General features: G+C 33.3%; 24 protein-coding genes and 1 tRNA gene. 10 read left to right on the top strand and 15 right to left on the bottom strand.

Features of this window, described 5'->3' with window-relative positions:
- Window positions 1-16: 16 nt before the first annotated feature.
- A complete protein-coding gene (locus tag LUU93_RS01445) occupies window positions 17-775 on the bottom strand; it encodes a hypothetical protein (protein ID WP_232677382.1) in 759 nt (252 codons plus the stop codon).
- Window positions 776-931: 156 nt separating this feature from the next.
- Window positions 932-1013: transfer RNA gene (locus tag LUU93_RS01440), tRNA-Leu, on the bottom strand.
- Window positions 1014-1122: 109 nt separating this feature from the next.
- On the opposite strand from LUU93_RS01440, the gene LUU93_RS01435 reads away from it, so the two are divergent.
- The 3 genes from LUU93_RS01435 to LUU93_RS01425 all read left to right on the top strand — a co-directional run bounded on the left by LUU93_RS01435 (window position 1123) and on the right by LUU93_RS01425 (window position 4761).
- Entirely contained in the window at window positions 1123-2511 is a 1389-nt protein-coding gene (locus LUU93_RS01435) for a dipeptidase (protein ID WP_232677380.1), read from the top strand.
- Between the two features lie 466 nt (window positions 2512-2977).
- The gene (locus LUU93_RS01430) at window positions 2978-3349 is read left to right on the top strand and encodes a BlaI/MecI/CopY family transcriptional regulator (protein ID WP_056207485.1); all 372 of its coding nucleotides are present in this window, start codon (window positions 2978-2980) and stop codon (window positions 3347-3349) included.
- Window positions 3346-4761, top strand: coding sequence for an N-acetylmuramoyl-L-alanine amidase (locus LUU93_RS01425; RefSeq protein WP_232677378.1), 1416 nt, complete (start codon window positions 3346-3348; stop codon window positions 4759-4761). The genes LUU93_RS01430 and LUU93_RS01425 overlap by 4 nt, the downstream gene beginning before the upstream one ends.
- A gap of 119 nt (window positions 4762-4880) precedes the next feature.
- Here LUU93_RS01425 and LUU93_RS01420 read toward each other — a convergent pair whose 3' ends face one another.
- The gene (locus LUU93_RS01420) at window positions 4881-6245 is read right to left on the bottom strand and encodes a saccharopine dehydrogenase family protein (RefSeq protein ID WP_232677377.1); all 1365 of its coding nucleotides are present in this window, start codon (window positions 6243-6245) and stop codon (window positions 4881-4883) included.
- 187 nt (window positions 6246-6432) lie between these two features.
- Between LUU93_RS01420 and LUU93_RS01415 the strand changes: the two genes are divergently transcribed.
- Both LUU93_RS01415 and pckA read left to right on the top strand, forming a co-directional pair.
- Window positions 6433-6819 (top strand): DUF423 domain-containing protein, encoded by a 387-nt coding sequence (locus LUU93_RS01415; protein WP_232677372.1) that lies wholly within the window; start codon window positions 6433-6435, stop codon window positions 6817-6819.
- 206 nt (window positions 6820-7025) lie between these two features.
- Window positions 7026-8630, top strand: coding sequence for a phosphoenolpyruvate carboxykinase (ATP) (gene pckA, locus LUU93_RS01410; protein WP_232677370.1), 1605 nt, complete (start codon window positions 7026-7028; stop codon window positions 8628-8630).
- A gap of 199 nt (window positions 8631-8829) precedes the next feature.
- Here the strand turns inward: pckA and LUU93_RS01405 are convergent, their stop codons facing one another.
- Entirely contained in the window at window positions 8830-9888 is a 1059-nt protein-coding gene (locus LUU93_RS01405; protein WP_232677357.1) for a phytase, read from the bottom strand.
- A 75-nt stretch (window positions 9889-9963) separates the two neighbouring features.
- A complete protein-coding gene (locus LUU93_RS01400; protein WP_232677341.1) occupies window positions 9964-12774 on the bottom strand; it encodes a TonB-dependent receptor in 2811 nt (936 codons plus the stop codon).
- 263 nt (window positions 12775-13037) lie between these two features.
- On the opposite strand from LUU93_RS01400, the gene LUU93_RS01395 reads away from it, so the two are divergent.
- Window positions 13038-14138, top strand: coding sequence for a DUF4407 domain-containing protein (locus LUU93_RS01395; RefSeq protein WP_232677332.1), 1101 nt, complete (start codon window positions 13038-13040; stop codon window positions 14136-14138).
- 138 nt (window positions 14139-14276) lie between these two features.
- Here LUU93_RS01395 and LUU93_RS01390 read toward each other — a convergent pair whose 3' ends face one another.
- From LUU93_RS01390 to ruvC, 7 genes are all read right to left on the bottom strand, one after another.
- Window positions 14277-14984 carry a PH domain-containing protein gene (locus LUU93_RS01390; protein WP_232677330.1) on the bottom strand — a complete coding sequence of 236 codons (708 nt, stop codon included), beginning with the start codon at window positions 14982-14984 and terminating at the stop codon, window positions 14277-14279.
- A gap of 109 nt (window positions 14985-15093) precedes the next feature.
- Window positions 15094-15462, bottom strand: a complete 369-nt coding sequence (locus LUU93_RS01385; RefSeq protein ID WP_232677317.1) for an MmcQ/YjbR family DNA-binding protein — start codon at window positions 15460-15462, stop codon at window positions 15094-15096.
- An 8-nt stretch (window positions 15463-15470) separates the two neighbouring features.
- Window positions 15471-15821, bottom strand: coding sequence for a DUF4260 domain-containing protein (locus LUU93_RS01380; protein ID WP_232677813.1), 351 nt, complete (start codon window positions 15819-15821; stop codon window positions 15471-15473).
- Window positions 15821-16219 carry a GNAT family N-acetyltransferase gene (locus LUU93_RS01375; RefSeq protein WP_232677315.1) on the bottom strand — a complete coding sequence of 133 codons (399 nt, stop codon included), beginning with the start codon at window positions 16217-16219 and terminating at the stop codon, window positions 15821-15823. Before LUU93_RS01375 ends, LUU93_RS01380 begins: the two co-directional genes overlap by 1 nt.
- A 59-nt stretch (window positions 16220-16278) precedes the next feature.
- The gene (locus LUU93_RS01370; protein WP_232677312.1) at window positions 16279-17055 is read right to left on the bottom strand and encodes a cyclase family protein; all 777 of its coding nucleotides are present in this window, start codon (window positions 17053-17055) and stop codon (window positions 16279-16281) included.
- Window positions 17056-17133: 78 nt separating this feature from the next.
- Window positions 17134-18285 carry a radical SAM family heme chaperone HemW gene (gene hemW, locus LUU93_RS01365; protein WP_232677309.1) on the bottom strand — a complete coding sequence of 384 codons (1152 nt, stop codon included), beginning with the start codon at window positions 18283-18285 and terminating at the stop codon, window positions 17134-17136.
- Window positions 18286-18365: 80 nt separating this feature from the next.
- Window positions 18366-18920, bottom strand: a complete 555-nt coding sequence (gene ruvC, locus LUU93_RS01360; protein WP_053469969.1) for a crossover junction endodeoxyribonuclease RuvC — start codon at window positions 18918-18920, stop codon at window positions 18366-18368.
- Between the two features lie 139 nt (window positions 18921-19059).
- Here ruvC and LUU93_RS01355 point away from each other — a divergent pair, with 139 nt between their 5' ends.
- Window positions 19060-20004, top strand: a complete 945-nt coding sequence (locus LUU93_RS01355) for a lysylphosphatidylglycerol synthase domain-containing protein (protein WP_232677302.1) — start codon at window positions 19060-19062, stop codon at window positions 20002-20004.
- Window positions 20001-21104, top strand: a complete 1104-nt coding sequence (locus LUU93_RS01350) for a glycosyltransferase family 2 protein (protein ID WP_232677294.1) — start codon at window positions 20001-20003, stop codon at window positions 21102-21104. The genes LUU93_RS01355 and LUU93_RS01350 overlap by 4 nt, the downstream gene beginning before the upstream one ends.
- 122 nt (window positions 21105-21226) lie before the next feature.
- Here the strand turns inward: LUU93_RS01350 and LUU93_RS01345 are convergent, their stop codons facing one another.
- Together LUU93_RS01345 and LUU93_RS01340 are read right to left on the bottom strand one after the other, a co-directional pair.
- On the bottom strand, window positions 21227-21706 hold the full coding sequence (locus tag LUU93_RS01345) for a hypothetical protein (protein ID WP_232677283.1): 480 nt from the start codon (window positions 21704-21706) through the stop codon (window positions 21227-21229).
- Between the two features lie 48 nt (window positions 21707-21754).
- Complete coding sequence (locus tag LUU93_RS01340; protein WP_232677282.1) at window positions 21755-22135, bottom strand: hypothetical protein; 381 nt, start codon at window positions 22133-22135, stop codon at window positions 21755-21757.
- A gap of 45 nt (window positions 22136-22180) precedes the next feature.
- Here LUU93_RS01340 and LUU93_RS01335 point away from each other — a divergent pair, with 45 nt between their 5' ends.
- On the top strand, window positions 22181-22681 hold the full coding sequence (locus LUU93_RS01335; protein WP_232677280.1) for a DUF456 domain-containing protein: 501 nt from the start codon (window positions 22181-22183) through the stop codon (window positions 22679-22681).
- 283 nt (window positions 22682-22964) lie between these two features.
- A complete protein-coding gene (locus tag LUU93_RS01330; protein WP_232677255.1) occupies window positions 22965-23567 on the top strand; it encodes a DUF937 domain-containing protein in 603 nt (200 codons plus the stop codon).
- A 66-nt stretch (window positions 23568-23633) separates the two neighbouring features.
- On the opposite strand, the gene LUU93_RS01325 is transcribed toward LUU93_RS01330, so the two are convergent.
- Window positions 23634-24542, bottom strand: a complete 909-nt coding sequence (locus tag LUU93_RS01325) for a pseudouridine synthase (protein WP_232677244.1) — start codon at window positions 24540-24542, stop codon at window positions 23634-23636.
- Window positions 24543-24642 lie beyond the last annotated feature (100 nt).

Here is a 24642-nt window from a genome sequence, read left to right as displayed (position 1 = left end):
TTATTATGTTTGGTAGTTAATTTGTGCTATGTACAAGTCTATAGAATTTTTTCCCCGTCTCAGTTACTACATATAAAGTGTTTGGTTGTCGACTAACTATATCGTAAGATTCTAACAATGCTAAAAATTTTGTAGAAACGTCTGAAGACTCTGCTGGGGAATATCCTTTTTGAATATAAAATATGATATTTTCATATTGTTTAAGCTCTTCAGGATTACTTTTTACTCTATCAGCAAAAAGAGATAGTTCATCTGAAGGGGTGATACTATTGTCTGTTTCAAGAAGTTTTTCTAAGGTTACAGTTGGTTCTTTTTTTTGATATTCTTGTATTTGTAAATTCAGTTGTTTTATTTCGAGGTTTTTATCTTCTACGAGTTTGGCAAATCTTTCTTCTTGCTTAGAAATTTGTTCTCTTAATTCAATTGATTGTTCTATGCTTAACAATTGTTTTCCATCGACTAAATTTTTTTGGTCGACCCTCCATTTATTGAATTTTAATGAAAGCCAATATGCACCATTGGTTATAAAAGGAACCAGAGTTATAATGAAGATTGAAGAAAGTAGAGGGAAAATAAATATGTTTTTAAAAGCTGAAAAATTAGTGACTATGTAATCAATTTTGTTTGAATCAATTTTGTCTTGGGAAACAAAAAAGGTCAGATATATAATTTTCCAGTTCCATAAACACCATGAAATTATAAAAGAACCATAAAACGGGCTGGTCGTTCTTTCGTATATAATTTGATCAAATGACTTTTTTAAATCGTCTATCATTTTTACGTTGTAAGTTAATTTTGAGAGTTTCAAAAATAAAAATAGAAACCAATAAAATGATATTGTAGTAAATTGCTTATCAACAATTTTAATAACAAAAAGTAAAACGCACCAAAAACAAAAAAGCTTCTGAAAAATCTTCAGAAGCTTTTTTAGTGCGGATAATAGGACTCGAACCTACACGCCTTGCGGCACCAGATCCTAAGTCTGGCATGTCTACCAATTTCACCATATCCGCGTAATTGTGGGTGCAAAGATAAGCATACTTTCGAATATTCAAAGAAAAATTTCAAAAAAAATATTAATTCTCTTTTTTGTACTTTTGGTTTTCTATAAAAATAATTTAAATGGAAAATATTAAGTCCTACGTTCAACAACATAAAGATCGGTTTATCAATGAATTGATCGAATTATTAAAGATTCCGTCGGTAAGTGCTGACACCGCATATTCTCAAGATGTTATTGACACAGCAGAGGCTGTAAAAGAAAGTTTATCAAAAGCAGGCTGCGATTTAGTTGAAGTTTGCGATACTCCGGGTTATCCAATTATTTATGGAGAAAAAATAATCGACCCAAATCTTCCGACAGTTTTAGTTTACGGACACTACGATGTTCAACCGCCAGATCCATTAGAATTATGGACTTCACCACCTTTTGAACCAGTTATAAAAACAACAGATATTCACCCGGAAGGTGCAATCTTCGCCCGTGGAGCGTGTGACGACAAAGGTCAGATGTTCATGCACGTAAAAGCACTTGAATATATGGTGCAGAACAATGTGTTGCCTTGTAACGTAAAATTCATGATTGAAGGTGAAGAAGAAGTAGGTTCTGCAAGTTTGGCCTGGTTCGTAGAACGCAATCAGGAAAAACTGAAAAATGACGTTATTTTGATTTCAGATACTGGAATGATTTCTAACCAGCAGCCATCGATTACGACAGGTTTAAGAGGTTTGAGTTATGTTGAGGTAGAAGTTACAGGTCCAAACCGCGATTTACATTCTGGTTTATACGGCGGGGCAGTGGCGAACCCAATTAATATTTTGGCAAAAATGATCGCTTCTCTTCACGACGAAAACAATCATATTACAATTCCGGGATTCTATGATAAAGTTCAGGAATTATCTGCAGAGGAAAGAGCTGAAATGGCAAAAGCGCCTTTTAGTTTAGAAAAATATAAAAACGCTTTAAACATTGCTGATGTTTATGGCGAAAAAGGTTATGTAACAAACGAGCGCAACTCAATCCGTCCGACTTTAGACGTAAACGGAATCTGGGGCGGTTACACTGGCGAAGGTGCCAAAACGGTTATTGCGAGTAAAGCGTTTGCTAAAATCTCGATGCGTTTGGTTCCAAATCAGGATTGGGTTGAGATTACAGAACTTTTTACAAAACATTTCACAAGTATTGCTCCGGCTGGAGTTAAGGTAAAAGTTACACCTCACCACGGCGGACAAGGTTATGTTACGCCAATTGACAGTATTGGATATCAGGCTGCAAATAAAGCGTATACAGAAACGTTTGGAGTTCCGGCAATTCCGGTTCGTTCTGGTGGAAGTATTCCAATTGTGGCTTTGTTTGAGAAAGAACTAAAAAGCAAAACGATTTTAATGGGATTTGGTTTGGACAGCGACGCAATTCACTCGCCAAATGAACATTTCGGAATCTTTAATTACTTGAAAGGAATTGAAACTATTCCATTGTTTTATAAATATTTTGTGGAGCTTTCTAAGTAGTTTTTAACCGCAAAGTTCGCTATGGTTTTTGCTCGCAATCCCGGTAGTTATCGGGAGCAAGGTCGCAAAGATTAATTTTTAAGATATAGAATCCGTTCAGAAATGAACGGATTTTTTTTTGGAAAGAAACAAAGATTTTTTCAATTGCCTCCAGCTTTAGCTGGAGGTTTTAAAAGAGATTAGCATTGGCTTTAGCCGAATTATAGGTGTTGTTTTTTATATAAATGCAGTGGAAATTTGGCTAAAGCCTTTTCTCTTGTATTCCTTCTATACCTCCAGCTAAAACTGGAGGCAATTAAAAAAATATCCTTTAAATCTCTGTTACTTTGAAACTTAAAAGAAATTTTTCTTAAAAAAATTTGCATATTAAAATTTAAACTCTACATTTGTAGAACAATATCTATAAATGTAGAGTTGAAAAAATGTAAAAAAACTTAGAACCTTAGTAACTCAGAACCTTAAAAAAATGCAGCTATCAAACTCAGAAGAACAATTAATGGAACATCTTTGGAAGCTTGAAAAAGCTTTTATGAAAGATTTACTGGAAGCGTATCCAAAACCAAAACCGGCAACAACAACCGTAGCAACGCTTTTAAAACGAATGATTGACAAAAAATTTGTTGCTTACAATGAATTTGGAAATTCGAGAGAATATTATCCTTTGGTAAAAAAAACAGATTATTTCTCAAAACATGTAAAAGGACTTATTAGCAATTTCTTTAATAATTCAGCTTCGCAGTTTGCTTCGTTTTTTACAACCGAAACAAATCTATCCGCTTCAGAATTAGAAGATCTTAGAAAAATTATCGATTCAGAAATTCAAAAAAAGAAAAAATGACAGACTTTCTAATAAAATCAGCAGTTAGCTTAAGCGTTCTTTTGGCTGTATATCATTTGTTCTTGAAAAAAGAAAAAATGTTTCGTTTCAACAGGTACTTTCTATTAGTCAGTTTATTGTTTTCAATAGTGATTCCTTTTATGTCTTTTGAAATTCAACAAGATATTCCTATTGTGTACAATAATGCAATTCCGTTTCCGACTAATACAGATCATCTTCCGATTCAAACAGAATTAATAAATATAAACACAGAAGAACAAACCAATTACTGGCTTTTACTATTATGGATAACTTATGGTTTAATTACTTTAATACTAAGTTATCGGTTTGTTCAAAATATTCATAAAATCACATCTAAGGCTAAAGTATCTAAAATCATTGTGCATCAAAACATAAGAATGGTTTTGCTCTCAGAGAAAACATTGCCTTATTCGTTTTGGAATTCCATTTACATGAATCAAAATGATTTTGAAAATGGACTAATAGAACAAGAATTGTTTACGCATGAAATTGCCCATGTAAAGCAAAAACATACTCTTGATGTGATTTTTATAGAAGTTTTGAAAACGTTATTTTGGTTCAATCCTATCTTTATTTTTTACAAAAAAGCCATTCAGCTTAATCATGAGTTTTTGGCAGATGAAAATGTAATAGCATCACATAATGATGTTTATTTATATCAGAACCTTTTGCTCAACAAATTCAACATTTCCCAACCAATTTATTTAACTAGTAATTTAAATTTTTTATCAACAAAAAAACGACTTATTATGATGACAAAAATCACTTCAAAAACAAAAGCTTTAATGATGCAGTCTTTAGCTGTTTTAGGCCTTTTAACCATCTTTTTGATATTAGCTTTCAAACCATTGCCATTGAGCAGCAAAAAAACTATAGTAATTGATGCCGGACATGGAGGAGAAGATATTGGAGCGCAAATTGGTGCCGAGCAAGAAAAGAAAATTGTAGAAAATATTGCGAATAAAATAAACTTATTGAATGGTAAAGATGAAATTGAAATTATTTTGCTTAGAAAAGATGACAGCTTTATTCAATTAAGCGAAAGGGTATCGAAAATAAATAAGATAAACCCAAGTTTGGTTATTTCTTTACATATAAATAGTTCAAAAAATTTGAATGAAAATGGGATAAATGCATATGTTTCAAAACAAAATGCTTTTTATGAAGAATCAAAGGAGAAGGCTGAAAATTTAGTTGATAAAATCTCAAATGGAAAACTTGCCAGAGGTGAGGTTAAAGATGCAAACTACTTTGTACTCAAAAATTCAAAATGCCCTGCATTATTAGTAGAAATTGGCTATTTGTCAAATGAAAATGACAGAACTTATCTGATTAGCGAAAATGGACAAAATGAAATTGCAAATAAAATCATTGAATTCATAAAAATATAAACGTCTGCCAAGAAACCCTATGGCTCTGTCCCTTTGAACCTAAAAAAATTCCGCTTCTAAAAAGATAGAAGCGGAAAAATAAACTAAAAAAAATTCTAAAAATAAAAGCGGGATCTAGATTAAAATAAATCAGGATTGTATCCAAAATAAGGTACAGTTTGTTCGTTAAAAATAACACCGTACTCCTCTAATTCCTTTAATATAGGTTCGTAAACTTCTTTTTTTATCGGAAGCTGAACGCCTGGAGTTGTAATTTTTCCGTTTAAAATAAGTAAAGTTGCCATCGCAACGGGAAGTCCAACTGTTTTTGCCATTGCGGTATAAGTTTGATCGTCGCCAATACAAACCATTTTTGAATCGATTTGTTTCTTTTCTCCGTTTAGTTCATAACCAAATTTATGATACATTACGATCATATCTTTATCATTTGGTTCCAGAGCCCAGCTGTCGGTTAAGATTTTTTCTAAAATTTGAGCCGGAGTTGCATTTGGCAGACCCACTTTTTTGTTTGGGTTGAATAAATCCAGTTCTAAAAGTTTATCCCACATAATGTCGTCCTGATCGATTTTAAGGATAAAGCGGGTTTTAATTTCAACAGAATCTGTTGGATGATAAGGAAGAAACGAATTCATGAATTGGCGATAACTCATGTTTTCAGAATCTTCGATAACATAACTGTCATCTGTCATTCCTAGCTGCACGAACATATTCCAGGCTTTCGAAAAACCAACTCTTCTAATTGTTCCTCTATATAAGGTCAGGACATTGTCAAGTCCGTAAATTGATTTGTATTTTAAAGAATCGCGGTTTGAATATGCTTCAAATTTTCCGTAACCTTCGACTTCAAGAAATTCAGTCCGGCGAAATAAAGCACTGTATGGAATATATTTATAAGTGCCTTCCTGAATAAATTTTGCTGCTCCGCCTTGTCCGGCCAAAACTACATTTCGCGGTGCCCAGGTAAATTTGTAATTCCATAAATTATTATCAGATTCGGGAGCAACTAAACCACCGCAAAATGATTCAAACAAAAGCATATTGCCGCCTTTTGAGGTAATTTCGTCAATAACTTTCATGGCACTCATATGGTCGATTCCAGGATCAAGACCAATTTCGTTCATGAAAATTAAGTCATTCTTTTTGGCGTCTTCATCCAAAGCCTGCATTGCATCACTTATATAGGATGCAGTTACAAGATGTTTTTTGAACTGCAGACAGTCTTTTGCAATTTCGATATGTAAATGTGCCGGAAGCATCGAAATTACAATCGAAGCGTTTTCGATTGCAGCACGTCTTTCTTCGGTATTAAATATATCTAAAGCAATTGGAGTTGCATTTGGATGTTTTTGTGTTTTTTTCTCGGCCAAAGCCAAAGATAAATCGGCAACAACAAGATGCAGGTTTTCAGTTTCTGATTTTGCCAGTAAATAGCGAATCAGCGAAGATGCTGATCTGCCGGCTCCAATTATTAAAACACTTCTCATAAACTCTAATATTTAACACAAACATATTAAAATGTTATAAATATAACAAATTTAATTTAAAAAATGATAATTATTTAATTCGTAAATTAATCAAAAAAGTCATTTTTAGGACTGAAATATTTTAAAAACTAAAATGAAAATTGAATAGGATGAAGTATTTTTGTTTTAAATTAAAAGTCTGGAAAATATGAAAAGAAGAATAGTTTTGACTGGAGCCTTTATAGGAATGCTGGCCATTATTTTTGGTGCTTTTGGAGCCCATTTATTAAAGAAATATCTGGCCGTCGAGGAGTTAAACACTTTTGAGGTTGGTGTTCGTTACCAAATGTACCACGCTCTTTTTTTACTTTTTCTTTCAACCCGAAAAGACATTGCTGAAAAAACCGTGAAAACAATCTATAATCTGGTTGTTGCAGGTGTTGTTCTCTTTAGCGGATCTATTTATTTATTAGCTACAAAAAGTCTTACAGTTTTTGATTCTAAGATTATCGTATTCGCAACACCTTTGGGCGGATTCTTATTAATTATTGGCTGGGCGGTATTATTTCTTACTATTTTGAGGAAAAAATCATAAAATCCAGAAAAAAAAATTCTGTGTAAAAATTAATCTTTAATTTTGTCTCATAATTAACATATAACGTTACTTATGTGAATTTTTATTGCTTTTTATCTGCTTTGATAAAAAATATAACAATTTGCAAACTTGGGTTTTACGCTTAAGAACTAGTAAAATTATATTTTGTTGCACCAAAAAATAACATACAACACAACATTAAATTTATGGACAATAACACACTTTTCGCGCAATCGATTTCGTTAAAAGAATTAGGGATAGAAAATGCAACGGTTCGTTACCAGTTATCAGCAGATGAACTGCATGCAATAACTGTGCAGTCAGGACAAGGTGTTGAGGCCTCTACAGGTGCTTTGGCAATTAATACAGGTGAATTTACAGGACGTTCTCCACAAGATCGTTTTATTGTAAAAGACAGCATTACAGAAGATAAAGTATGGTGGGGAAATGTAAATATCCCGTTTGCACCAGAAGCTTTTGAGAAATTATATAATAAGGTAACCAAGTTTTTATCAGACAAAGAGGTTTTTGTTCGTGATGCTTACGTTTGTTCTGATCCAAATTACAGACTAAACGTTCGTGTTGTTACCGAAACAGCATGGTCAAATTTGTTTTGCTACAATATGTTCTTAAGACCAGAAGAGTCTGAACTTGCTAACTTTACTCCAGAATGGACTGTAGTTTGTGCTCCAAGTTTTATGGCAGATCCTGCTGTAGACGGAACACGTCAGTCTAATTTTGCTATTTTAGATTTTACTAAAAAAGTAGCTTTAATTGGCGGAACTGGTTATACTGGAGAAATGAAAAAAGGAATTTTCTCTGCTTTAAACTTCATTTTACCGGTTTTTGAAAATACATTACCAATGCATTGCAGTGCCAATGTTGGTAAAAATGGAGATACAGCTATTTTCTTCGGATTATCCGGAACAGGAAAAACCACTTTATCTGCAGATCCGGAACGTAAATTAATCGGTGACGATGAACACGGATGGACTGCTGAAAACACAGTTTTTAACTTCGAAGGCGGATGCTACGCTAAAGTAATCAACTTAACAGAAGAAAATGAACCAGACATTTTTAGAGCGATTAAAAAAGGTGCGCTTTTAGAAAATGTTGTTTTTAAAGCTGGAACTAAAGAAGTAGATTATGATGATATTTCGATTACTCAAAACACTCGTGTAAGTTACCCAATAACACATATTGACAATATTCAGCCGGGTTCTATTGGTCATAACCCAAAAAATATATTTTTCCTTACAGCAGATTCTTTCGGAATCCTGCCTCCAATTTCAAGATTAACCCCTGGGCAGGCTGCTTACCACTTTATTTCTGGTTATACAGCAAAAGTTGCCGGAACTGAAGCTGGAGTTACAGAACCACAGCCTAATTTCTCTGCTTGTTTTGGAGCGCCTTTTATGCCTTTACATCCAACTAAATATGCTGAAATGTTAAGCAAAAAAATGAAAGATGCCGATGTAAAAGTTTGGTTAATCAACACAGGATGGACAGGCGGTGCATACGGAACAGGAAGCCGTATGAAACTAAAATACACACGTGCTATGATTACCGCTGCATTAAACGGAGAACTGGATAATGTAGAGTATGTAAACCACAAAGTATTTGGAATTGCAAAACCACAATCTTGTCCAAATGTTCCAAGTGAGATTTTAAATCCTAGAAATACTTGGGAAGACAAAGATTTATACGATAAAAAAGCGCTGGAATTAGCTCAGAAATTCAAAGCTAATTTTGCCAAATTTGAAGAGTTTGCCAATGCTGAAATCTTAGCCGGAGCACCGATTACAGAATAAAAGGAATTATTTAATTCAAATTAAAAAAGCTGTTCAGTTATGAACAGCTTTTTTTAGTATTCAGTGCTCAGATTTTTAGTGTTCAGTCACGGCTAAATGTCACCCTGAGCGAAGTCGAAGGGCTTTTACGTTGTTGGGCTTCGACTTCGCTCAGCCTGACAAAATTTATCGTCATTTTAAAAACGGATCACTAATCACTTTATTTCTTCCCTTCATCAATACGTTTCTGAATCAAATCCCACGCATAATAATGAAATGTCATTCCGTTGCTCATGGCTATGAAAAGTCCGTTTTTGTATTTTGGGCCTAAGTTTACGCTTGTAACATCGGCACCATCGCATTCAATTGTTGACGTTGGAACTTCTGCCAATAAATTGTGCTTGTTTGGATTTCCTTTTGTGCCTTCTCTCGGATAAACCATAAAAGAATTTGCCTGTTGGTTTGAAACTAGAATATATCCTGTAGAATCTGTTTTTTTGTAAATCGCAATTCCTTCGTGATCAGCTTTAAAGTCTTTTTGACCAAAGAAAGCCAGTTCTTTATTGTCATTTAAAGCCGGATCAGCTTTGTATTTTCTAATGCCAACTTGTTCGTCGCAATAGTAAACAAAACCTAATTCGTTATCAACTGCAATTGCTTCAATTTCTTTTTTACCGCTGTAAGTTCCAAATTTACGGACCACTTTTGCAGCAGCAAATTTTCCGTTTCCAGAAAGTTCATACTGCCATAAATAACTTCCTGTCGGACCCGTTTTTCTTCCCACAATAGCAAAAATCTTCTGATCGCCTGGGCGTGTGTATAAAGAAACTCCCATCGGATCTCTTTCTGCATCACCTTCAAAAACCGGAATTCCGCCATTGTCAATCGGCTCTAAATCTGGCAGACTAAAGATTCTTATTTTGTTGGTTTCACGTTCTGTTGTAACGGCAATATCTACTTTTTTCCCGTCAATGATTAATCCGTAAGCGATATCAACATTGTTTGGACGTTGTAAAACAATTGATTTTTTAAGGATTTTTCCATTCAAATCAAAAGCATACAAACCGCCGTCGGTATCTTTGTCCGTTCCCACAATAATACTTTTTGAAGCATCGGCGGGGTTAATCCATATTGAAGGATCATCTGTATCGTGAGGCAACGCTTCAGTAACCGTTGTTGGTTTTACCGCATTTGGTTGAATTGGTGCTAATTTATCGTCTTTACAAGCTGTAAATGAAAGGCTTAAAAATAAAAAAGCAAGTATAGATTTGTTTTTCATTAGGTATTTTATTTTAAATAAAATTAGACAGAACGGTAAAGTCCTGTCTAATTTAAGAAATTTATAAATGGATTATTACAAGTCTAATTTCAACCCAAAATTGTAACGGGCTTGGTAATATTCTACTTGTTTTGTGTGCGTTTCAATTCCTTGGTAGTAACGCAATGGCTGATTTGTTAAGTTATTCGCTTCGGCAAAAAGACGAAGTTTTGGCGTAATCTTGAAAGCAGCGTTTGCATCTAAAAAGAATTGTTTGTCATAATAACTGTCTTTATACGACTCAGAACCTAATTCATCTAAATAATCTGATGTAAAGTTGGTTGATATTCTTGCAGAAAAACGTTTGTTTTCCCAAGATAAAGACCCATTAAACATATGCGGAGTGGTTCCCGGAAGGCTGATGTCTTTTCTCTCGTTTCCATCTTCATCGGAAATTCCTTTTGCTTTAGATTTTGTGTACGTATAGTTTAAATAAACAGCAAAACCTTTTAAGAATTGACCCGGAAGGAAATCTAACTGACGTTGAAAAGCAACTTCAAATCCGTAAACATCAACAGTGTCACCATTTCGTGATTGTAAAAATGACCAATTTTCGCCAACCGGAATTGGGTTTGTCTGATTAGGGAAATCATTTGCAAATTTTACACTGTCGTATTCATTATCACTGTAGTTGTAAATGAAATCGTTTAATCTTTTGTAGAAAACTCCTCCCGAAATTAAACCAACAGATTTGAAATAATTCTCGGCCATGAAATCATAATTGTATGAGTATGTTGCATCAAGATCCGGGTTTCCGGCTGTAATCTCTTTATCTGAAGCAATATTGTTTACATAAGGAGCTAATGCATAATAGTTTGGTCTTGCTAAAGCCGTAGTTGCAGCAGCTCTTAAAACTAAATCTTTTGTAGCATTATATTGAAAAGAAATACTCGGCATTACATTAGTATAAGAGTTTGTTGTGTTGATTTTACTCTCTAATTCTTCTTCATCCAAAACTCGGTTTCCTGTATAATCAATATGAGTATTCTCTAAACGGAAACCTAAAACCATCGAAAGTTTATCGTTAAAATCCTGATCCCATCTTACATACGCAGCATAAATACTTTCTTTTGCATTATAGTTTACCGCTAAAAATTCTGAAGGATCTGATTCTTTATCAAATAAAGCGGCATTATTTAAATCAAGATTTCCCAAGAAACTTGCCGAAGCAAAGGTTCCCGGTATATATTTAGTTCCCGGATTGAAATTTTTTCCATCAAAAGTAGTTGTCGAAATTTCAGATAATAAATCCATTCCGTCATTAATTGGCTCATAAGTAAAGAAAGTATTGTTTCTTTCTTTTTCTTTCAAACGAAGTCTAAGACCTGTTCTCAATCTTCCTTTTTGAGCAGGAATAATGGTAAAAGGAAAACGGATGTTAACTTTTGCTCCAAATTCGCTTTCGCTGGTTTCATCTGTATTTTCAGAAACCGAATCAAATTCAAATTGATCCAAAGCTTCTCCAGTTGTTGTAACCAATGGGAATTTTAAATCAGAAAAATTTTCAGTCATTTCTAAACCAGTCTGACGATACTCGATATAACGCTCTCCCGGACGGTATTCTCTGGCTTTTGCATAATTGGCAGACCAGTCTAAATCTAATTTTGAGTTGATTAAATGCTCTCCGCGAATAGAATAATTTTGTACTCTTTGATCTTCAAGTCTTCTGTTTTTGTTGCGGCGGCTGTCAACACCGCCTTTAGTTTCACGCTTTACACGACCTTCAAATCCTGTAATTTGTTCACCATTGTAAATAGGTTCAATATCATCGTAAGTCGTTCTAAAACGATTTTCTCTATCATCTCTCCAGTTGTAAATTGCATTGGCGAAAATGGTGTTATTTTCATCAAATTTATAATCTAATGCAACAGAACCGCTGCGGCGAATACGCTGTACATTATATTTTCTAATTTCTGAAGCTTGTAAATATTCATTTCCAAAATCATCTTTTACCCATTCGTTTTCTACGTTATCAGATCCGTAATCAACATTGTTATAAGAACCGCTGAAAACAGCGCCTAATTTATTATCGAAAAAACGATTTCCGTATACAAAACCTGCCGTGTAACTGGCGTGCTCACGTATTGGCAAATAACCTCCCGCAAGTGTTGCAGAAATTCTTTCACCATTTGGAGTCGCTCTTGTAATTAAGTTTACAGAACCTCCAATAGCATCAGCATCCATATCTGATGTCAAAGTTTTGTTTACTTCAATAGTCGAAATCATATCAGACGGAATCAAGTCCATTTGTACGTTTCTGTTATCACCTTCAGCAGAAGGAATACGGTCTCCATTTAAAGTAACTGAATTTAAGGATGGTGCTAAACCTCTAATGATAATATTACGGGCTTCACCCTGATCATTTTGCATTGTAATACCCGGAACACGCTTTAAAGCGTCTCCAACGTTAGCATCTGGGAAACGACCCATTTGATCAGATGAAATTACGTTCCCAATATTTTTATTGTTTTTTTGCTGATTTAGCGCTTTTGCCTGACCTTTTAAGATATCTCCAACTACAACTTCGCTCAACTCTGTTCCTGAAGTTTTAAGGGCAAAATCTAAAACATTGTTTTTTCCTTGTTCAACTGTAATTTCGTGAGTAATTGCAGTATATCCAATATATTTTACTTCAACTTTATAAGTTCCGACATTAATATTTAATAATTCGAAACGACCATTGTAGTCAGAAACAGTGTATTTGTTTTCACCAATAACCTGGATCATCGCACCAGGCAAAGGAAGTTTATCATCTATATCAAGCACTTTTCCGGAAATTATGGCTTTTTGAGCATAACCAGAAAGAGCTAAAAATAAGAACATTAGTAATAAATGGATTTTTTTCATTGTAAGTTTAGTTTGATTCCTTGCGAAACTATACTCTTTGTATTACTAAAACCCTTTAAAAAAATTAACATAGTGTTATGATTAGTCAGTTATTCCTTATTCTTATTAATGTTTAACTAACATTTAAGTCTCAAATAATTGATTTGCAGCTAAAAACAAATCGATATTTTGAACGTAATTGAAAATTTGGCGTTAAATTTGCCGTAATCACACGAGCCTGAAAGGCGAACTGACGAAGTAATCACAATCAAAAATCATCAATCATGTTAAAACAATTTTTTATCCTTTGTTCCGGTGCTGACCGAGATTTATTAGAAGGATGTTCAGAAGGCGAACAAACCAAATATGTTGGTATTGGTGCCACCGTATTCTTTACCGCTGTAATGGCGTTTTTAGCCAGTGCCTATGCGCTTTTCACCGTTTTTGATTCTATTTATCCGGCTTTAATTTTTGGGTTTGTATGGAGTTTACTTATTTTTAATTTAGACCGATTTATCGTTTCTACAATTAAAAAGAGAGACCGCTTTATGGATGAATTCCTGCAGGCGACTCCACGTATTATGCTTGCGATTATTATTGCTATTGTAATTTCGAAACCTTTAGAAATTAAAATCTTTGAAAAAGAAATCAATACCGTTTTATTGAAAGAGAAAAACGAAATGGAATTGGCCAATAAAAAGCAAATTGGGACTTATTTCAAAACAGATTTAGATAAAAATAAAGCAGAAATAGCGGCTTTGAAAGCGGATATTGTAAAGAAAGAAAAAGAAGTAAATGCATTATATTCAACTTATATTACAGAGGCCGAAGGAACAGCCGGAACTAAAAAACTAGGAAAGGGTCCGGTTTATAAAGAAAAACGAGAAAAGCACGATGCTGCTTTAAAAGAATATGAAACTCTGAAAAAGACAAACGAAGCTAAAATTGCCGAGAAAGAAAAGGCTGGAAAACAACTTCAGGCCGATTTAGATAAAAAAGTTTCGCAGACACAGCCAATAATTGAAGGTTTCGACGGATTAATGGCACGTATAAATGCGTTAAACAAACTGCCATGGCTTCCGTCATTTTTTATAATGTTGTTGTTTCTGGCAATCGAAACTTCTCCAATTATAGCCAAATTATTAGCTCCAAAAGGGGAATTTGATTTTAAACAAGAAGAAGCTGAAACAGCAATGAAAGCTACTTTGGAACAAAATAAATACCAACGTGAATTATTAATGAAAACAAGTGCAGAAATGCATGACAGAGTATACGCTGATATTGCCGAGGATAAAACCCTGTACGACTTGCAACGAAAAAATGCAAAGGAATTATTAGAATTACAATCGCATAACTTTTTAGACAAACAGAAAGCTACGTTTTAGTCGAAAGTTGGAAAGTCGAAAGTCTTAAAGTCATATAAAAAAGTAAAAGCCAGAAATAGAATTTCTCTATTTTTGGCTTTTTTATTTTAGACAAAGTCAAAAACTTTAAGACTTTCAACTTTTGACTTTAAGACTTACTTACATGTAGCTTAAAATCTCTTTTTTGTAAGCATCATATTCTCCCTGCATGATTAAACCATTGTCAAGAAGTTTTTTGTAATTCTGTAATTTATCAAAAAGTTCTTCTTTAGATAATTCGCTTAATTTGCGTTCTCCGGTTGAAGGCTGTGCTGGCTGAATTGTTTCAAAAGTTTCAGTATATACTGGTGCTGCTGGTAAAATTTCAGCAAAGTTTGTTACCTCTTCAGTTTCAACTTCTTCAATTTCTTCTGTTTCCTCTTCAAAAACTGGTTCAACAACTTCCTGAACAGGAGTTCCTGCAGAAACTGGATTTTTTAATAAATCCAATTGCTCTTTAGCGTAAGTATAAATTTTTCTAGCCTGAATTTTTGGAATATAATCAATAGAAACAGCTAAATCTGTTTTTGTACCAAATGAAAATTCAGAACCTAAGATGTTTTCTTTTACAAAAGTACTGGCAATATCATCCCAGGTATAATCTGTAAAATCCATAGAAAGACCTAAATTTTTAGGTTTACAGATAATGATACGCTTGTTTGTTAATACAATGCTATCAGGAAAAACAGTAATTGCAGGTTTTTTTTGCACTGCGATGTATCCAACTTCTTCGCCTTTCATCAATAAATCGTTAAGTTTCGAAGTGATTTTTTCAATCGCTTTTGGATCCTGTTCTTCGTTTAGAAATTTTTTAAATTGTTCTTTCATGGTTGTATAAGTTGCTAAGTTATATAGTAACTAAGTTGCTAAGTTTTTTTTCTTATCGTGCAAATGTAATGCCTAATTTTCTAATTGCTCCGCCAGTTCGGTAAAAAAATTACCTCGGGTCGATAATTTCATTCTGAATTTTCTTTGTCAAACTTTTGAAAACCAATTCATATGAATGATCTATGAGTTCTTTGATAAATTTCACTGGGAGATTTCCGTTTAATGCAACCGTATTCCAATGCACTTTACTCATATGAAATCCTGGTTTTATCTCATCGTATTCAGCTCTGAGTTCCTGCGCGCGTTCTGGATCGCATTTTAAATTTACCGATGGTTCATTTTTTTCCCATTGTGATAAAGAGGATAAAGCAAACATTTTACCGCCCACTTTAAAAACCAAAGTATCTTCATCAAAAGGAAAATGCTCGCTCACACCTTTTTTCGAAAGACAATATTCGTAAAACGTTTCTAAATTCATATCATTTATTATTTACCAATTTCACCTAAATGCGTGTATTTAAAACCCTTTTCATATTTCAATCCGTAATCAAAAACACGATCCACTGCCGAATGTGAAAATAAAATAATTCCAGCTAATTGAATACTTTCAATATTCAAATAATATCCTAAAGCATAAATTAAAAGCGCAATTCCTTTATGATGAAAGAGGTTATACAGAAATGCACCTGTTTTATTGCCAAAAACATATCCAATCATAGATAAATCCGGAGCTAATATTAAAACCAAAAACCACCACCAGTCGTAATTTAAGCGGTTAAAAAGAAATATTCCGAGAATAAATAAAGCCGTTTCTTCGAGTTTAATAATTGTGTTCATCATATTATTTTTTCCATCATTTTTTCAGGATGATTCAGTTTTGTAAATCCAAATTTCTCGTATAAAAAGTGAGCATCCGTAGTTGCCAATCTCCAAATTTTAACATCTTTAAGTAAAGGATCGTTCATCATCGTTTCAATTAAAATCGATGAATATCCTTTTCCTCGATGTTCTTCGGTTATAAAAACATCCATTAAATAAGCAAAAACAACATAATCTGTAATGACACGCGCAAAGCCAATTTGTTTGTCATTTAAATAAATTCCAAAACAAATCGAAGCATCAATTGTGGTTTGTACTTCCTCAATAGTTCGTCCCGCTGCCCAATAAATGTCTTTTAAAAAGTTTTGTATAAACGGAACGTCGAGTTTGGTTTTATCTGTTGAAACACTAATCATTTTAATTTTAGATTTTAGAGTTAAGATTTTAGATTTTTTGCAGTAGAGTAATCTAAAATCTACATTCTAAAATCTAAAATTTTATATAATATTGGTTTTGATGGACTTGCGTCATTTTCAAACGAAGCGATTTGAAGATTTAGTATATAATTTCCATCTTCAATTTCGTCTGGAACATAAATCATTTCCGTAATTGTTGCATTCAATCGCGCATCAGCATTTAGATTAACGGTGTCTTTTACATTCCAAAACGCTTTATGTGCTAATAATTTGCCTTCGTCATGTTCTTTATCAACACTTGGCAAATCGATCAATAAATGCTGAATTTCGCTTTCGCGGATGAAAATCGCAGCTTCTTCAGACAAATAAGGCGGATTTGTATTCGAATATTTCCTTGATTTTTTTTCCTTTTGATTTGGAAGCGTTCGAATTACTAAAGCTGTCACGCTGAGCGAAGTCGAAGTGCTCAACGCCTTTTCAATTAATTCTTTTGTAATCACTAAATCATCTCCAATTTCCTCTGGCTCAACCGTAATCAAGTTGGCAAAAAAGAAAAACTGTTTAAGCGATTGATTAATGCTGTAAAAATCATTGGTAATATGTCCCAAACACTCCGTATGTGTTCCATGCCCATGCGGATTGAAGAAAATATTATTAAAATTCGTAGATGATTTTCCTTCTGAAACTTTCCCAATCCAATCTCCAAAAACTACAGGTTCAATAACTGGTTTTTCGATATACCAGGCAATAGGGTTTTCGTCTGTATTTGTTAATGGAATAGAGATATCAATAGGTTTTGATAAGTCGATTTCGAAGTCGTTGATTTTGGCTAACACAAGTTTAGGTTTTATGCCGCAAAGACGCTAAGTCACAAAGTTTAATTGATTTGTGCCTTTGTGCCTTCGTGGCTAATTTTATTCTTCCAAATTTAGATAAAATAAATCTGAAGCAATTCCATCCGTTAAAAATTTTCCTTTTGGAGTTGGTTTTAGAATATTATTTTCGATTGAAAGCAAATCGTCGTTTAAGAATTTTTGTGATTGTTTTTTCAGATAATTCAAATATTCCAAACCAAATTCCTTTTCAATTCTCTCTAACGAAACGCCCCAAATCGTTCGTAATCCTGTCATAATATATTCATTATAACGATCTGAAACAGTCAGGATTTCCGTTTCAATTGGAAGTTCATCATTTTGAATCGATTTTAAGTAAAGCGAATTATTTGCAATATTCCAGCCTCTCTTTATTCCGTCATAACTGTGTGCAGAAGGCCCGATTCCGATATATTTTTTGCCCAGCCAATAAGCCGAATTGTTTTTGGAGAAATAATTATCTTTTCCAAAATTGGATAATTCGTAATGAATAAAACCATTTTTTTGAAGCGTTTCGACCAAAATCATAAAATGATTCGATGCAGCTTCATCCTGAGGTTCAGCAATTTTTCCGGTTTGAATTAATTTGCTTAAAGCTGTTTTTGGTTCAACAGTCAAAGCATAACTCGAAATATGCGGAATACCAAAACTCAAAGCTGTTTCGATATTTTGTTTCCACATTTCATCGCTCATTCCCGGAATCCCGTAAATCAAATCAAGCGAAATATTATCAAAATACTTTGTCGCTTCTTCTAAACATTTTTTGGCTTCCGCCGAATTATGAGCGCGGTTCATCAGCTGCAAATCTTCTTCATAAAAAGACTGAATTCCAATACTTAACCTATTTATTGGACTTTTAGATAATTCCAAAATTCGTTCAGCAGATAAATCATCGGGATTTGCTTCCAATGTAATTTCCGGATTTTCTGAAACTTTATAATTTTTATAAACTTCTGAAATTAAAAACTTTATCTCGTCATTTGATAATACAGAAGGAGTTCCGCCGCCAAAATATATGGTTTCTATTTCGTTGTCACTTCGAGCGGAGTCGAGAAGCTCATTTTTACGCATGCCAATTTCTTTAGCCAAAGCCAAAACCATTTCGTCTTTCTTTTTCATTGAAGTAGAAAAATGAAAGTCGCAATAATGGCAAGCCTGTTTGCAAAATGGAATATGGATGTAGATACCGCTCATTTTTAATTAGATAATGTGTCAATTTGATAATTAGATAATGAAAACTAGTCTATAAGAAATTTTCTAATTGACTAATTTTCTCATTTCCTAATTTTATCCTCGTTCTGTTTCACAAAAGCATCCCAGCCTGTATAGCTTTTTCCAGCTACAATTTTCCCTGAATTAAAGAAATGACAAACTGCTGCCGCCAAACCATCGGTTGAATCCAGATTTTTAGGTAATTCTTTTAAGCCTAAAAGTTGTTGCAGCATTTTTGCAACCTGTTCTTTACTCGCATTTCCGTTGCCGGTAATTGCCATTTTTATCTTTTTTGGTTCGTATTCCGTAATCGGAATATCTCTTGAAAGTCCCGCAGCCATTGCAACGCCTTGTGCGCGGCCCAATTTCAACATCGACTGTACGTTTTTCCCAAAGAAAGGCGCTTCAATCGCAATTTCATCTGGATGATGCGTTTCAATTAATTCAATGGTTCTTTCAAAAATGATTTTTAGTTTCTGGTAATGATTGTCGTATTTGGACAATTGCAATTCGTTTAACTGCAAAAATTCCATTTTTTTATTGATGACTCTTATCAATCCAAAACCCATAATTGTGGTTCCGGGGTCAATTCCTAATATGATGCGTTCTTTTGTCATTCTTTGTTGGGTTACACAAAGTTTCACTAAGTTATCACAGAGATTCACAAAGTTTTTATTGTCTCCGTGTGTCTTTGCGATTTCTTCGTGAATCTTTGTGAAATAGCATTTTCGCAATACTTTTGCTTACTTTTGCAGCATGATTTCAATTCCTCACAAAGCTAAGCAATTCCTTGTTCTTCTAGTCAAACTTTTGATTGTAGGCGGCGCATTTTATTTTATTTACGATCAGCTGGCAAATAATGATAAACTTGACTGGCAGAAGTTCATTGCTTTGTTCCGAAAAAATCAATCGGTTTTAGGGATTTCTTTTATTCTGCTTTTGAGTGTTTTGAATCGTTATTTTGAGATTTTAAAATGGCAGAATCTTGCCAAAGTAATTCATGAGATTTCAGGTTATGAGGCCACAAAACAGGTTTTAGCAGCTTTAACCGCCGGAATTTTTACACCAAACGGAGTAGGAGAGTACGCCGGAAAAGCGTTGTATTACCCAAAAGCTGAAACCAAAAAAGTAGTTTTCCTAAACTTAATCTGCAACGGAATTCAAATGATTCTGACCGTTATTTTCGGAATATTTGGATTGATGTATTTCAATGCTAAATACAATGTAATTACCTCAAAAACCGTAGCCATTTTGTTTGGTGGTTTTGTTGTGATTTTGATTGTTTTGTTTTCTCTGAAAAAGATCAAAATCAAGGGATATTCAATCGAAAAATTAATTCATAAAATCAATGAAATTCCAAAGTCAATTCATCAAAAAAATATTCTTTTAGGAGTTTTAAGATATTTAGTTTTCTCCCATCAGTATTACTTTTTGTTTTTAGCTTTTGATGTCGAACTGCCTTATTTTATTTTGATGGCAACTATTGCATCGGTTTATTTTTTAGCTTCCTCTTTGCCGACTTTTCAGTTTTTAGATTTTGCGGTAAAAGGGAGCGTTGCTATTTATTTCTTCGGAATTCTGGGTGTAAATGAATGGATTGTAGTTTTTATAAGCACCTTAATGTGGTTTCTTAATGTGGTTTTGCCAGTAGTTTTAGGAAGTTATTTTGTGCTGAATTTTAAAACCAAAAAAGTCGCATGATTTTTGGTTTATTTGAAATATTGACCATATACATAATAAGTATCAGTTCACTTATTCAGGGCTTTTTTAAAGTGAAAAACTACCAAAATAAAGGTTTAAGTCCAAAGACGAGTTTTACAATTATAGTTCCGTTTCGAAATGAAGAAGAAAATCTTCCAGAACTTTTAAATAGCTTTTCAAACTTAAATTATCCCACAGATTTATTTGAAGTAATTTTAGTTGATGATTCTTCAAATGAAAAGTTTCAATCATCAATTGTTAATTATCAATTATCAATTATAAATAACATTCGGGTATCAAATTCTCCTAAAAAAGACGCCATTACAACTGCAATGCAGCACGTAAAAACCAATTGGGTAATAACAACAGATGCAGATTGTATTGTTCCGGAAAACTGGCTTTTGACTTTCGATAATTATATTCAGGAAAATAAAGTTTCAATGCTTGCCGGTGCGGTTTCGTATGATTGCGAGAATTCTTTTCTACACCATTTTCAACAATTAGATTTAACCAGTTTACAAGGTGCAACCATTGGAAGTTTTGGTTTAGGCAAAAGATTTATGTGTAACGGAGCTAATTTTGCCTATACGAAATCAATGTTTCAAAGTTTAAGCGGGTTTGATGGAAATGACAAAATTGCCAGCGGAGATGATGTTTTTTTACTGCAAAAAGCAGTAGAAAAATTTCCAAATGAAGTTCATTATTTAAAGGCTATAGAAGCAATTGTGCTCACAAAACCAACCGAAAACTGGAAATCATTATTCTATCAAAGAGTTCGCTGGGCGGCAAAAACAAGTTCTTATAAAAGCGCATTTGGAAAATTTTTAGGAATAATTGTTTTTTTTGGAAATTTGAGTTTTGTGATCGCGTTTTTCTTATTTCTTTTAAGAATCTGGCATTATCCATTTTTTGTCTTATTTGCTTTTTTAAAATTCACAACAGACTTTATTCTGCTTTATAAAACCAATCAATTTTTGACAAAAACCAGAATCAAAAGCCTTTTATTAAGTAGTTTATTTTACCCGTTTTTCAGTTCAGCTGTAGCTTTGTATAGCTTATTTGGTTCATATGAATGGAAGGATCGCCGTTTTATAAAATAGTTTAAACCATATAAGTTATATAAGAGCTTTAAGTTAAAGCCAAATCTAATTATGTTTTGTTTTAAGTAAAATTTCACACCAAGTTTTAAATGAACTTATATCACTTATATGGTGAAAAAAAACTATTCTTTAGCTTTAATAATTACAGGCAGGGTAAACTGTGTTTTTACAGGAAGACCGCGTTTTATAGCCGGATTTACTTTAGGGAAATCAACTAAACGAGCATGTAGAACACTGTCAATTCTGATAGTGTCGTAAAAAACAGAATCTTTTTGAAATTCAGGTTCGAATTTCATTTTTGAGTTAGGAAAAACAGTCACTTTTACCTGTATAGTGTCAAGATCAGGATATAAAATAGATAAGCTGTCAACGTTTAGTTTTTCCTGAATAAGCTGTGACATTACTTCAAAAAAGCATTTTTGGCGCTGTTTTTTATCGCTGATTGTTTCGCATTCAGCAACAGTTGGATACTCGTCAACCTCTTTCCAATTTATAGATTTTAATTCCTTTTGCAGTAATTCTTTTTCAGAAGGGACCTTCTTCTCAAAATATTGACAAGAATTTAAAAATAGTAAAAGAATAAAGATAGAAAACTGCTTCAAGGCTTTGATGTTGAATTGGATAAATTAAACTGAAGTATAAAAATACAATTATTTTTTTTGAGAATCTTTGTATTCTAAATAATCTTCATACCTTTCTGAAAGCCAATGTTCTTTGTTTTGTGCAGCAACTTCCTTTTGGTCAGGATATAATTTTGCAAGGCGGTCAGAAAAGGCTGCAATTTGAACCGTATAATTGTAAAACTCGGTTTTTGTTAAAAGAACATCCGGGTCATTTTTATGAGTAAAAAATTCAAAAAAAAGAGTATCAAATTCTTTCATAGAAAAGTTTAATATCTTCTTTTTGTTGCTTTTATAAATACTGTCTTGCAGTAATTGATCGTCGACGGAGAGTTTTTTGGTTTGCGCACATGCCGTATTGATTGAAAAAATCAAAGACAACAAAAGAATAAATTGCAAATAAGGACGCATTTTTAATTTTTATAAAAGTTTGTAAGGGCAAAATTACAAAAATATATGGATTTACTATTATTAACGTTAGGTTTTGTATGCATGATTGTGGGTATTTTAGGAAGTTTTTTACCTGTCTTACCCGGTCTTTCAAGTTGTTGGGTTGGCTTATTGCTGCTGTATTTAACAAAAGCAGTAGAAAATAATTACTGGCTTTTAGGAATAACGCTTTTACTCACTATAATAATTACGGTTTTAGATTATATAATTCCGGCAAAAGGCACCAAAAAGTTTGGTGGAAGCCCCTACGGTGTTTGGGGTACAAACATTGGGTTAATAGTTGGAATTCTGGCTCCAATACCTTTTGGAGTTATAATTGGCCCTTTTGCCGGGGCTTTAATTGGTGAATTAATTTACGATTCAACAAATCATAAACGTGCAATTAAAGCCGCAACAGGCTCTCTTCTTGGTTTCCTGGCATCGAGTTTTATTAATTTCTTATTCTGTATTATATACTTCGGAATTTTTCTACACACAATATGGGAATATCGGAATATATTGTTTTAATTATATAACAAATAATTAGCTTTTTTCTTATTTTTTATTTTTTTTAAGAAAAACTTGAAAAAAATTAAGAAAATATTTCACTTTTCTTTGATTACGAAAAGGTTATATTTACTGGTATTTAGAGTTTTTTCTGTTAAAGTGCTTATAATCTAACGTGTAAATTCTCCACTTATTTTTTGGATATGTTAAAATATTTTATATTTTTATCCTGATAAACGATAAAAAGCCCCACTTTATCGATTATTTTGAATGAGTATAAATTATTATCTAATAAGTTATGAGTATGACCCCAAACCTACAAATTGAGCTTAGACGTTTTATTTCTTCTAACGTTGTTTCAAAACTAAACAAATTTTATTTTGAAAATGATGCACTCCTGATAAAGGGAATTGATGTTTCGATCGGTACAGTTTTAATGGGTCTCTACAATAAGGCCGAAGAATCAGGCTTTTATAAAGAAATTGTTTCACTAATTGAAGATAATTCCGGTTTTTACCAGGAAGTCGATTTTGCTTCGGGCAGAATTTTATCAGTTGACGACTGTTATCGTATAGAAGGAAATGCACTGCTAAAAGAAATCTTCACTAATAAAAAAGGCAGAATTTCTGAAATGATTTCAAACGAAGTCGGAATTAAAAGCGAAACTGCCCGCGAAATACTTAATTTCTCTGCACTACTTGTAGTCTCTTATCTTAAAAACAATATACAATTACTTGACAGTTTAAAATTACTGCTGGAAGAACAAAAAAGAGACATTTTAAACAGCATTCAGCCAGGAATCAAAATCATCTTAGGATTTTCATGTTACGAATCTGTTGAAGACAAAAATCAAAACATCGGGAGATCAATCTTCACACTTTTTGGACATAACTTTTTCAGTTTCTGAATAAAAAAAATCCCATTTTACAACGTAAAACAGGATTAATATTTAAATCAAATTTGAAAAAATCTACTAAGAATTTTTCAAATTGATAACTTCTTGATCTGTCAAAAAGCGCCAGTTTCCTCTAGGAAGATTCTTCTTAGTTAAGCCAGCAAAAGCCACGCGGTCAATACGCAAAACATCATAATCAAAGTGTTCGAAAATGGCGCGAACTACTTTTACATTAGATGATTTTAGTTTAAGACCAACTTCACTTTTTGCTTCTTTTTCAATGTAGCTGACTTCTTCAACAAACACACGATGCCCGTCAAGAACTAAACCTTTGCTGATTTTTTCTAAATCCTCAAATTTCAAATTTTTGTCTAAAGATACCTGATAAATTTTAGACGATTTCTGATTCGGTAAAGTAAACTTACGAATCATATCAGTATCGTTTGTAAACAACAATAATCCAGTTGTATTTTTGTCCATTCTTCCAACTGCAGCAATTTTTGCATTGGTAGAACCACGTACTAGTTCCAGAACGTTACGGTATTCCTGACCTTCGTCAAGCGCAGTTGTAAAGTTTTTAGGCTTGTTTAGTAAGATATATTCTTTCTTTTCAGGAGTTAAAACAACACCGTCAAAATTTACAACATCATTCAATTTTACTAAATAACCCATTTCAGTAACCGGAACACCATTTACTTTTACGTTTCCAGACTGAATATATATATCGGCATCACGACGAGAACAAACCCCAGAATTTGAGATGTATTTGTTCAAACGAATTTCGTCAGAAGCCTTTTGTCTCTTTGCCGGCTGATTTTGTTTTCTAATTTTTTCAGATGCTGCTTCCTGCGCTGCCTTAACTTCAGGTTTCACTTTTTTAGGCCCTTGCGCACGCTTAGCCATAGGAGGTTTTGGCTTGCTTGAGTTTGATCTTGAGCTATTTGGTCTCGATCCGCCTCTTTTATTATTGCCTTCCTTATTGTTCATAAATTCTGTAATTTGTGCAAAGATAGTTTTTTCCTGCTAATAAATCTTAAGTTCAATGTTCTTAGATTGATAGCTTTCAATTTTAAGATGATTTGAAGTG

Origin of the sequence: Flavobacterium soyae, assembly GCF_021245985.1 — a bacterium.
In the GTDB taxonomy this organism is placed as follows: Bacteria; Bacteroidota; Bacteroidia; order Flavobacteriales; family Flavobacteriaceae; genus Flavobacterium; species Flavobacterium soyae.
Note: the sequence above shows the minus strand (reverse complement) of the source record. Positions and strands in the feature narration are given on the sequence as shown.